Annotated in this window: 15 protein-coding genes; 8 read left to right on the top strand and 7 right to left on the bottom strand. The window is 64.0% G+C overall.

Annotated elements, in window-relative coordinates; genetic code table 11:
- Nucleotides 1-3: 3 nt before the first annotated feature.
- The 3 genes from AC1DJT_RS11370 to AC1DJT_RS11360 all read left to right on the top strand — a co-directional run bounded on the left by AC1DJT_RS11370 (nucleotide 4) and on the right by AC1DJT_RS11360 (nucleotide 2,022).
- Nucleotides 4-105 (top strand): glycine zipper domain-containing protein, encoded by a 102-nt coding sequence (locus AC1DJT_RS11370; RefSeq protein WP_476834081.1) that lies wholly within the window; start codon nucleotides 4-6, stop codon nucleotides 103-105.
- A gap of 4 nt (nucleotides 106-109) precedes the next feature.
- The gene (locus AC1DJT_RS11365) at nucleotides 110-535 is read left to right on the top strand and encodes a hypothetical protein (RefSeq protein WP_476767525.1); all 426 of its coding nucleotides are present in this window, start codon (nucleotides 110-112) and stop codon (nucleotides 533-535) included.
- 116 nt (nucleotides 536-651) lie between these two features.
- Entirely contained in the window at nucleotides 652-2,022 is a 1,371-nt protein-coding gene (locus tag AC1DJT_RS11360) for a sensor histidine kinase (protein ID WP_476834080.1), read from the top strand.
- Between the two features lie 58 nt (nucleotides 2,023-2,080).
- Here the strand turns inward: AC1DJT_RS11360 and AC1DJT_RS11355 are convergent, their stop codons facing one another.
- Together AC1DJT_RS11355 and AC1DJT_RS11350 are read right to left on the bottom strand one after the other, a co-directional pair.
- On the bottom strand, nucleotides 2,081-2,440 hold the full coding sequence (locus tag AC1DJT_RS11355; RefSeq protein ID WP_069878378.1) for a response regulator: 360 nt from the start codon (nucleotides 2,438-2,440) through the stop codon (nucleotides 2,081-2,083).
- Nucleotides 2,441-2,634: 194 nt separating this feature from the next.
- Nucleotides 2,635-3,153, bottom strand: coding sequence for a DUF992 domain-containing protein (locus tag AC1DJT_RS11350; RefSeq protein ID WP_441490585.1), 519 nt, complete (start codon nucleotides 3,151-3,153; stop codon nucleotides 2,635-2,637).
- A gap of 120 nt (nucleotides 3,154-3,273) precedes the next feature.
- Between AC1DJT_RS11350 and AC1DJT_RS11345 the strand changes: the two genes are divergently transcribed.
- Entirely contained in the window at nucleotides 3,274-3,528 is a 255-nt protein-coding gene (locus tag AC1DJT_RS11345; RefSeq protein WP_476775077.1) for a hypothetical protein, read from the top strand.
- Between the two features lie 16 nt (nucleotides 3,529-3,544).
- On the opposite strand, the gene AC1DJT_RS11340 is transcribed toward AC1DJT_RS11345, so the two are convergent.
- Both AC1DJT_RS11340 and AC1DJT_RS11335 read right to left on the bottom strand, forming a co-directional pair.
- Nucleotides 3,545-4,117: an extensin-like domain-containing protein gene (locus AC1DJT_RS11340; protein ID WP_476767521.1), complete on the bottom strand. Its 573-nt coding sequence runs from the start codon at nucleotides 4,115-4,117 to the stop codon at nucleotides 3,545-3,547.
- A gap of 298 nt (nucleotides 4,118-4,415) precedes the next feature.
- Nucleotides 4,416-4,568, bottom strand: a complete 153-nt coding sequence (locus tag AC1DJT_RS11335; protein ID WP_476767520.1) for a hypothetical protein — start codon at nucleotides 4,566-4,568, stop codon at nucleotides 4,416-4,418.
- Between the two features lie 167 nt (nucleotides 4,569-4,735).
- Between AC1DJT_RS11335 and AC1DJT_RS11330 the strand changes: the two genes are divergently transcribed.
- Nucleotides 4,736-4,906, top strand: a complete 171-nt coding sequence (locus AC1DJT_RS11330) for a DUF1328 domain-containing protein (protein WP_441504954.1) — start codon at nucleotides 4,736-4,738, stop codon at nucleotides 4,904-4,906.
- Between the two features lie 164 nt (nucleotides 4,907-5,070).
- Here AC1DJT_RS11330 and AC1DJT_RS11325 read toward each other — a convergent pair whose 3' ends face one another.
- On the bottom strand, nucleotides 5,071-5,862 hold the full coding sequence (locus AC1DJT_RS11325) for a response regulator (RefSeq protein ID WP_441490582.1): 792 nt from the start codon (nucleotides 5,860-5,862) through the stop codon (nucleotides 5,071-5,073).
- Nucleotides 5,863-6,102: 240 nt separating this feature from the next.
- On the opposite strand from AC1DJT_RS11325, the gene AC1DJT_RS11320 reads away from it, so the two are divergent.
- Genes AC1DJT_RS11320 through AC1DJT_RS11310 form a run of 3 tightly spaced genes read left to right on the top strand, consistent with a single transcriptional unit; the run spans nucleotide 6,103 to nucleotide 8,514 of the window.
- Entirely contained in the window at nucleotides 6,103-6,321 is a 219-nt protein-coding gene (locus tag AC1DJT_RS11320; RefSeq protein ID WP_441504955.1) for a NepR family anti-sigma factor, read from the top strand.
- Complete coding sequence (locus AC1DJT_RS11315) at nucleotides 6,308-6,868, top strand: sigma-70 family RNA polymerase sigma factor (protein WP_043234959.1); 561 nt, start codon at nucleotides 6,308-6,310, stop codon at nucleotides 6,866-6,868. The genes AC1DJT_RS11320 and AC1DJT_RS11315 overlap by 14 nt, the downstream gene beginning before the upstream one ends.
- A complete protein-coding gene (locus tag AC1DJT_RS11310; protein ID WP_476767519.1) occupies nucleotides 6,868-8,514 on the top strand; it encodes a sensor histidine kinase in 1,647 nt (548 codons plus the stop codon). Before AC1DJT_RS11315 ends, AC1DJT_RS11310 begins: the two co-directional genes overlap by 1 nt.
- A gap of 6 nt (nucleotides 8,515-8,520) precedes the next feature.
- On the opposite strand, the gene AC1DJT_RS11305 is transcribed toward AC1DJT_RS11310, so the two are convergent.
- Nucleotides 8,521-9,402, bottom strand: coding sequence for a transglutaminase family protein (locus AC1DJT_RS11305; RefSeq protein WP_476834079.1), 882 nt, complete (start codon nucleotides 9,400-9,402; stop codon nucleotides 8,521-8,523).
- Nucleotides 9,403-9,560: 158 nt separating this feature from the next.
- Nucleotides 9,561-9,839, bottom strand: a complete 279-nt coding sequence (locus tag AC1DJT_RS11300; protein ID WP_441504958.1) for a hypothetical protein — start codon at nucleotides 9,837-9,839, stop codon at nucleotides 9,561-9,563.
- Nucleotides 9,840-9,923 lie beyond the last annotated feature (84 nt).

Below are 9,923 nucleotides of genomic sequence, written 5' to 3'. Positions count from 1 at the left end.
GAATTGCAGCGCCTGATCGTCGCGGAAATTCAGGAACGCCCGTTGCGCGCGCTTGGCGTGGCCGCAGCGGTCGGTCTGTTCGTCGGCTTCCTTTCGGCACGCTGAGATCATGATCGGGGGGCTGGGAGCACTGCTGGCGTCGGAAATCCGCGGCAGGGTGAAGCGCAATATCGTCGTCTACGGCCTGTACGGGTTGGCGGTCCTGCTGATGATCTGCGCCGTCGGCTTCGCGCTCGGCGCCCTGCATGCGGTGCTGGAGCTGCATTATGGCAAGGTCCAGGCGAGCCTGATCATCGCCGGCGGGCTGGTTATTGCCGGTCTGCTGGTCTTCGCGATCGCGGCTCTCATCAACAGCCGTCGCCGGCCGCCCCCGCCCTTCGCTGCAACCGCCCTGGCCGCCGCTCCGGTCGCGGCCTCGCTGCTGAGCTCCCGCAAGAAGTGGAGCACCGTTCTCGTCGGCGGCGTGGTGATCCTGGGCGCGATCCTCGGACGTCAGCTTTTCAAGGGGGACGATGGCGCCGAGGGAGAGAGCTGAGAACCTCGCTTCGGAGCCCCGTCGCGGCGTCCTCATAGGCGTAGCGCGGCCCTGAGGATGGACGATCCTGTCTTTTTACATAGGGATTGTGACTTCGGTCGGCTATCACGGTGCCCATGTCCGCCCAAGCAAGGCCGCAAGGCCCGATCTTTCTATCGCCATTGCCGACGCTGGCCCGGCGGCTGCGCTCCGCGACCACGACCATTGCTGCTATCACCGTCGTCGGGGTTGCGATCATCCTGGCGGCCTGGATCAATTCGCAAGCGATCGAAACATCGCGCGAGGTGGCTCATTCGGTCGAGATTCGCGAACAGGCCGAACGCCTGCTCGGGCACATGCGGGATGCTGAAACCGGGCAGCGCGGCTATATRCTGACTGGTACGACACCTTACCTTGCCCCCTATACCTCTGGCCGCGCGGCCGCTCCGTCCGACCTCGAAGCGCTTGAGCGCCTCGTCTCCGACGACAAGCAGCAGAGCGAGCGGGTGGCCTTGGTGCGCGCCCAGATGGCCCGCAAATTCGAGGAACTCGAGGCAGCGATAGCGCTTGCTCGCGAAGGCCGGCAGGCTGAGGCGCTGGCGCAAATCCGCKACGGGCACGGCATTGCGGCGATGGACGAACTCCGCGGGACAATCCAGCAGATCCAGCTCGCCGAGAATATCAAGCTGGTCGCCTTAAGCAGCCGTGAGGAGCGCCGCCGGCTCTGGGCAAGCATCGGAATCGTGGTGGCGCTGGCAGGGCTCGCATTCGCGGCATGGCTGCAGGTCCGTACGCGCCAGCGCCGCTCTGCAGCGCTCGCGATGACCAATGCGGAACTCGAACAGATCGTCAGTGAGCGCACGCAGCAGCTCGAAGCGGAGCGATTGCGCATCGAGGCGCTTCTGCGTGACGTCAACCACCGCGTTGGCAACAACCTCGCCATGGTTTCCGCGCTGCTCAATGTTCAGAGCCGGCAGACGCGCGAGCCAGCGGTGAAGGCGGCCCTCGCCCAGGCGCAATCGCGCATCCAGGCGATCGCCGCCGGACAGCGCCGGCTGCGTCTCGACATCGAGACCGACGAGATCGACGCCCGGCCCTATATGGAGGACCTGCTGGACGAGATCGGCAAGGCGGCGGAGGGCCGCCCCATCTCGATAGATCTCGATATGGATTCGATCCGGCTGCCCGGGCGCGACGCGGTCTCCTTCGTGGTGATCGTCAACGAGCTCGTCACCAACGCGATCAAACATGCCTTTCCCGGGAACATGACCGGGCGGGTCGTCATTCGCTTCGGCAGAGGTGACGGCACCGAAGCCCCGACACTCGTCCTGACGATCGAAGATGACGGCGTTGGAATGCCGCCCCAGGCCGAGGCCAAGGGGCTGGGTCAGACGGTCATTGCGAGCCTGCTACGCAGCATGCGGGCAACCATGGATGTCGCCGCCCGCACCCCGGGCACAGAGCGCCCTGGAACCCGGGTCACGTTGATATTCCCTAAGAGAGACTGAGCGCAACGTGAGCTGAACCGACCGCGGGAGCTGCCCGGAACGGAGCCGCCGGGTGCCGTCAGTTCGCCTTCAACGCCCGAGATACGAAGCTTGCAATCTCGCGCGTCGAGAATGGCTTGCGCAGAAAACGCACCTGKCGCAACGCGTCCGGCACATCGCCCGGTGTCGCACCGGACACGAACGCGATCGGCGTCCCCTTGCTGAGCAGGCTCTTGGCAACGTCGAACGTCTTGCCGCCGACAACGTCGATGTCCAGCAATGCGCAGGAAACCGGCGAGCCGATGGCGCGCCGAGCCTCCTCGACGGAACCGACAATGATGAGCTCGGCATCCTCGCCGAGCTTGTCCATCACGGCATACTCGATATCCATCGCGATGAACGGGTCGTCCTCGACGATCAGGATGCGGATCTGGCTCATCAATCCCGCGTCCTTTCTCGACCTGCCATGGAACTTTCGCCTCTGGGTGAAGAACGCGGCGAAGCATGGCGTTGTTCCGGCACGCGGGACGCACCGCGACGGAAAGCTCCAAATTGAGCTAAACATGCGGCAAGAAGGTTATCGAAGCGTAACCCTTTGCAGAAGCCTCTCCGTCTTGAGCAAGTTGCGAGACATCAGCGGCGCCCACGCGACGGAGAAGACGACGGCGCGAGCGTAAGCTCGAGACCGGTAACGCCGACGGCGACATTGAAGCCGCGCAGGGTCTGCAGTGAGAGAGGCTGCAGCGTGACATCCTTCTCGACGCCGCCGATGAGCATGTTCACCGATCCTCCCGTCCCCGCCGAAGCGCCGGCGCTTGCGCCAACATAAGTGCCCGCCAACGCCCCCAGAGGGGCTCGCGCATAGGGACCAAAGACACGCCAGCCCATGCTGCTGCGCTTGAACGAGCCGACATCGAGCCCGAAACCGCGCACAACGCCGGTATAGCGCTGCACGGGCCCGCGGCGCGGCGTAAAGCGGCACTCCATGGGCTTCTGCGATGTCACGATAAGGTTGAGTGCGCCGCCGACATGGCAACTCAGCCGACCTGCCGGGGCCCCGCTCTGTGCGTTCGCAGCCGTGGTTGTAAGAGCGCTCAAAGCGGCAACGCAGAACGCGGTTGCGGCGACAATTTTGGCAGGCCGATGGATCATGACGAATCTCCTGACAACATGGTTACCAAAAAATGCCGCAATAGCTCCACAGTTCCCAATCAGTCTGGAACCTAGGCAGGAGCGTTGCGTTCCAATTCCGCCCCTGGACGGAAACGTGAGATGTTCACTCGTATTAGCCCTCCTCTGCAAGCGACGCTGATCCCGACAGGCAGCGAGCCGGATCGGCTCCCTCCCTTTTGGGAACTTGAGGATTTGATTGCGTCGGGATTCGACCAAACCACGGCGCTCGATATTCTCGCGATCCGCCGCGCGCAGGCCGAGACCGGCCGGGTTCCTGTGGCCCTGTTTCGCCCAAGCGACCCCTGGCGGCTCACCCGCGTCGAACTCGACGAAATCTCCGACAACGTCGCTTGAGCGACGGCACACACCGTCATTGGCAGAAGCGCGCCGCGGCTGAGCGGCGCGGCTGAATATCGACATGCAGATGATTGGCATGGGCGGCGTCCGAGCCCGGGCCTAGGCTGGTCGCGAAAGCCCCGCACGCCGATTGCCTCACCGACTTCAAAAAACGGTCCTGAGCCAATCCTGCCGGCTTCTCGACCATGACACGAACACCGCCCGACCGTTCCTCGCCCATGACAAAAGCGAAGATATCGAGCGCCTGACCCGTCGCATGCTCACTGACCGGGCCGGCCGTCGAGCGGTTGCGCCGACGGCACTCATAGCCACCTCCAACCTGAAGACGCGAGAGATCCCGCCCAAAATGCCCTCGGGCGAGGGGCTGGACGGTATCGTCAAGCCACTGCGAAACCGTCGTCGCCATGGCACAGCTGATCGTGACCGGCGGCGCGAAGACAACCGTCCCCGGCCCGTCGCTCGCACGGTAGGCAAGCGCCTCCACGACGACCGGCTCCTGCACCCGGCAGGCCGGGTCCGTTGCCCGGTACTGCTTCGCATCGGGTTGACGAATGCGATTGCCCGCGATGGCTGCCAATGCCCGCATGCAGGCGCCGTCTCCGGGCGGAGTAGGAGTAGAGGTGACGGGTGACTGCGGTTCGACCGGCTTCGCGGGCGACTGTTCCGCGGGAGCCGACACGGAGGGCAGCGCAGGCGAAGGTATAGCCAAATCCCGAGGGCGCGGTGGCGGCACGCCAATGGGCGCAGAGCGCTCCGTCTGAGTTCGTGGGGCCGGCTCGGCCTTGGAAGGCGTGCCAAGGGGCAACATGGCGGCCACCGCGCCAATGCAGCACACCCGCACTACCAGCCCCATGCCCCTGGACGTCATCGCAGCATTCCCTCCTTCAATCAGGCCCCGTCACGATTTCAGCAGGGAGAGGCGCAAGCGGTGCAACGACGAGAAGGACAGCCAGAGTGATCAGCGCGCTGGTTTCCACGTAACTGCCAAATAAAATGGATGCGTCCGTCGTAACCGGAAAGATATCGAGCAGAATCATCCTTGTCGTTCTCGGCTTCCTTCAAATTTCGGAACGCACCTGAGGCAACGCGGGGTGTGTAAAACTTGTTCCCTTCACCACTCGTCCGCCCCGGGCCACCAAGGCGGAACTTTTGCGGCGGCAGAACCGTTGCTTCAACGATGCATGTTGAATTCTGAGGTTTCTCGATGTCCGGGTGGGCCGTGACATTCCTGATCGCAGCGCTTGTTGCGGCGATGCTGGCTTTTGGCGGTGTGCCGGGGCTGGCGACAATGGCCGCAAGGATCGTTTTCTTCGCTGCGCTCGCCGGAGCGGCCATCACCGGCCTGATTGCAATAACCAAGGGGCGGCGGTCGTGAGGCGGCCACGCGCCAGGAGAGATGTCATGAAATGGATTGCGCCGATGATCGTCGCCTTGCCGTTTCCGGCACTTCTGGTCGTCTGTTTTCTGGGCTGGTAAGACGCACGAAAAAGGGTCCGTTGCGCCATGACGCCACGGACCCCGCTGTCATACTGAGCTGTATCAGGCGGCCTTGCGACCGGCGCGCCGGTCAAAGAACAGCGCCTGACTGATCGCCGCCTTCACCGCTTCCGGCTGGAATGGCTTGGTGATCAGGAAGGCAGGCTCGGGCCGGTCTCCGGTCAGCAGGCGTTCCGGATAGGCCGTTATGAAGATCACCGGGACGTCGATCGCGCTCAGGATCTCATTGACGGCTTCGAGGCCGGAACTGCCGTCAGCAAGCTGGATGTCGGCCAGCACCAGGCCCGGCCGCTTTTTCGCGACAGATGCAATCGCCTCGCGATGGGTCCGGGCGACACCGGTCACCGTATGTCCCAGCTCTTCGACCATCGTTTCGATATCGAGCGCGATGATGGGCTCGTCTTCGATGATCAGCACGTCGGTGGCGACCTGATCGGCGATTTCCTGTCCCGCGACCTGGACGAGATTTGCCACCTCCGCCGCCGAGACCTCCATGATCACCGCGACCTCATCGAGCGAAAAGCCCTCGACGGTGCGCAGCAGGAAGGCCTGCCGTGGACGCGGCGTCAGCGCACTGAGATTGCGCTCGGCCGACGAGCGCTCCACACCGCCCGAAGACTGGTTGTTGATGCCGACCGACGACCAGAGCTTCAGGAAAGTCCTGTACAGTCCGGTGCGGGCATCGACGTCCCGCGGAAAGGAATTTGGATCGACGACGAGCGCTTCCAGCATTTCAACGACATAGGCATCGCCACTCGCCTGCGTGCCGTTCAGAGCTCGCGCGAAGCGGCGCAGATAGGGCAGATGCGGGGCAATTTCCTTCGCAATCGACATTGATTGGTCCTTCTTCAACCTGCCGAAAGTGAGCACCCGCAACGTGTTTCTGACAAGCAATTTATTTTACGATTTGCCCGGAACTTTTCTGAAACTAGACCGTTATCTGGCAGCATACGTGTCAATGATGCTCCCGGCGGATCATGATCGGCCGGGATGTGGAAGACGGTTGAACAGGGCAATCCGGCCGCCCCTGCAGCAAGAGCGGAGCGGCGTCGGCGCGAGGGTATGATGAGTGCTATGAAGATCGAGATGCCAGAGCCGAACGGGGGCGAAGAGACGGATTTCGAAGCCATTCTGGACCCCAGGGTTCAGGAGTCGATCGGCCGGTCGCTCAAGGCGCATTACGACGATCTGATCAACGCACCCATCCCCGACAAATTCCTGGTTCTGCTGGCGCAGCTGGAAGCCAAGGAAAGCCGTTCATCCGCTGAGGAAGCAAGTGATGAGCGCCCCTGAGTTCAAGGACGGCCTGATCAAGGAAATCCCGAACCTGCGCGCCTTTGCGGCGTCGCTTTCGGGTTCGATGCAGCTCGCGGACGATCTGGTGCAGGACACCCTGCTCAAGGCCTGGGGCAACTCGGACAAGTTCGAACCGGGCACCAGCCTGCGCGCCTGGCTCTTTACCATCCTGCGCAACACCTACTACTCGCTCTACCGCAAGCGCGGCCGCGAGGTGCAGGACAGTGAAGGCACCTATGCCGAGCGCATGGCGGTGCACGGCAACCAGGAGAGCCATCTCGATCTCGCCGATTTCCGCAAGGCTTTGGCCAAGCTGCCGGAGGAGCAGCGGGAAGTGCTGATCATGGTCGGCGCAACGGGCCTTTCCTATGAGGAGGCTGCTGAGATCTGCGGCGTCGCGATCGGCACCATCAAGAGCCGCGTCAACAGGGCGCGCACCAAGCTTGCGGAGCTGCTGTCGATCAAAGGTCTCGATGATCTCGGGCCCGATCGTCAGAGCGCAGCAGCGGTTCACAGGACCAGCTCCGAACCCATCCGACCCTGATGCGACTGGCGCGGTTCAAGACCGTCCGCGGCAGGCTTCTCGCTCTGCTGGTCGCAATCGCGTTGCCGATCGCCTGCCTGTCGGCGATCGCCGCGATCACGACCTATCGAACGGTCATCGCCTCAATTCAGACTTTCCAGATCCGCACGGCGGACGACTATGCCGTGCGCGCTCGCGTCTGGTATCGCGGCGCCTTGCGCTCGTTGCTGACGGCGGCCGCGGCCGTCGGCACGTCGAGCAGCGGGGATTGCGATGCGGCCGCCCAAGAGATTCTGAAGCGGGTAACCGGCTACAGCGCCCTTCACCTCAAGATGCGCAACGGCGAGATCTGCTCGGTCTCGCTCGATCCGCATGTCACGTCTGCCAAGCTTGCCGCGACCGCAGAGCGACTGAGCGCCAAACCACCGGTCCGCATCTGGGCAGGCACGGAACTGGCGACCGTGCGTTATGACGATCTCATCCTCGATCGGCAGCGCTATCTCGCAGTCTATGCTCATAGTAACGATCCCGAACAGCCTGCGCAGGAAGCTCTGCTGCTCGCCGACTCCGACCTGCTCAACAAGGTCTTCGACCTCGGCGAGAGCGATGAAAGCCTTGCGGTCGCGCTGATCCATCGGGGCAGCGGAATCGTCACCAGCCGGGGAGTCGATGAAGGCGACGAGTCCTGGCTGCCGGCGCAGGAAGTGGTGCCCGAGGTCAAGGCCCGCTGGGAGGCGGCAAGCAGGGCCGGACCCAACCGCGCCTATGCCGCCCGCATGGTTGCCGAGCCTGACCTCTATGTGATCGCGAGTTTCGACAACGCAGCCGAACGTGCGGCCCAGACGCAGTTCCTCATTTTGCTGCTGACCCCGCTCCTCACCCTCGCCTTGCTCTGCTTCGTCTACCTGCGCGCAATCGACCGGCATTGCGTGCGCTGGCTGCGCGGCATCGAAACGGCGGCCAGGACACGTGCGAAACTCTCGAGTGCCCGGGCCCCGATTGCGGCGGATATGCCGAGCGACATGCGGAGCGTGGCGGAGGCCTTCAATGCGATGGTCGAGGAGGAGGAGGTGCGGCAGCGCAAGCTCTCGAACGCCCTCGACGACAATCGCTTCCTGGTGCGCGAGCTGCATCACCGGGTGAAGAACAGCCTGCAGGTCGTCCAGAGTTATATCGGGCTGACCAAGCGCGATTCCCGCGGCGAAGCCAGGCTAGCGCTCGCCGACGCCGAATGCCGCGTCCACGTCCTCTCGGCAGCCTATCGCTTCACGCTCGCCGATGGAGAAATGCAGCCTGTCCGCGTCGACCTGTTCCTCGACGACGTCATGACGATGATCTCGAACCTCATCCGCCGCCGCGACCAGGGCCTGATCAGCCAGATCGAGACCATGTCGTCCCTTTCTGTCGACCGGATCATTCCGCTCGGCTTCCTGATCGTCGACGTGGTGGGGCGCGCCTTGCGGCACGGACCGGGCCTCACCGTGACGGTCACCGCTACCGATATCGATGAGGAGACCATCGAGATCAGCATCAAGGCGGATCGCGAGATCGACCATGCCGAGCCCCCCAAGCTCTTCGCCGGTCTCCTGACACAGATCGCGGCGACCGAGGTCTCCGCACCGGGCGGGCGCTCACTGGGCTCCTGGCGCATCGTGCATCGGGACTGAGCCTGCTCAGCAGGCGTCCGTCTCGACCGGCTCGATGCTGACCCCAACGTTCAAGCCAAGGAAGGCTCCGGCGAGCCCGGTATAGCTGCCGGAGACCGGCGATGCGTCCTCAGGAACGCGGGCCACGGCGATGCGCAGCAATTGGCGGTCCGCCACCAGATCATTGGTCGGATCGAACTCGACCCAGCCGTCGAAGGGGATGAAGACGTCGGCCCAGGCATGCGTCAGGCCGKCCGGTGAGACGAGGCCGCCGCCTTCCAGGGTACGCTCGTGAATATAACCGGTCACGAACCGGGCAGCGAAGCCCAGGCGGCGCGCCAGCTCGATAAACAGCCACGCATAGTCACGGCAGGAGCCGCTCCCCAGCTGTAGTGTGTCGAGCGGGTGTTGTGTGCCCTCGTCATAGCGAATGGCGTAGCTCAATGCGTCATTGATGGCATGAGCGAGATCCCGCAACAGGTGCCCGGTGCCGGTGCCGCTCCGCGCGCGAAAGGCGAGAAGCCATTGGTCGAGGGCGCCATCCGGATCGGCGCTCGCCAGAGCCAGATAGGGCTGTAGCGCCGCGCGTTCGGAGGGGGTGTAGACAACCCCCGTCATGGCCGCGTCCGACGCGAGCACCGGGCTCGGAAGGGCCGGTCCGAAGCGCTCGACCACCAGTTCGCTGACGATGTCGAGGCTGTCGGCCTGCCCCTCGAAGCTCGCGATGGCAACCGAATTGCCATAGGCATCATGCATCCAGCGCAACTGCGCCGCCGGAGTGATGCTGAGCGCGGTTTCCACGACGCGCAGGTCGAAACTGTCCCGCGGCCTCAGCATCAGGCGATGCGGTCCGAACCCGACCGGCTGGGCGTAGCGATAGGTCGTCGCGTGACGGATACGCAGCTGCACAGAACCCTCCCGGCCAAGCGATGCGCCTCATGGCAGTCAGCGCGGCCACGGACAAAACAAGCCGCCCGAAGGCGGCTTCACGCGTGACAAGCGCGCGGGGCTCCCGTCGCACCGCGACCGAGCGCCCCTGATTGCGCTATCCCGCAGTAGGTTCCGGCTCAGCGAATAACGCTGGCGATCGGCCCGGCCACGCGAGCCTCCTGGGAGCTCGCGATGGCGCGCTTGGTCCGATCGGCGACCCTCTGGGCGGGATCCACCGATGCCAGCTGGCTATCCGTCGGGACGTTGTTTCGAATCTTGGCCTCCGCGACGGAGGTCGAACTTTGATCGGTCGCGCTCTGGAGAGCCGAGCCGAAGGTCAGCGTGGCCACCACCGCGCCCATGATTCCAAAGAAGGCGAAGGCGCGTTTGATGGGGGCAAGGCTGTCATTCAACATCTGTCTCTCCCTACGCCACGACCGGTCACCATTGACCGGTTTACGTCGAAGAGAACGCGACGCCGCCCGTTCGGTTCCCGTTGT

Source organism: Allobosea sp. 05T422_2 (assembly GCF_056396265.1).
The sequence above is the reverse complement of the archived record's forward strand: the minus strand, read 5'-3'. Positions and strand labels throughout refer to the sequence as shown.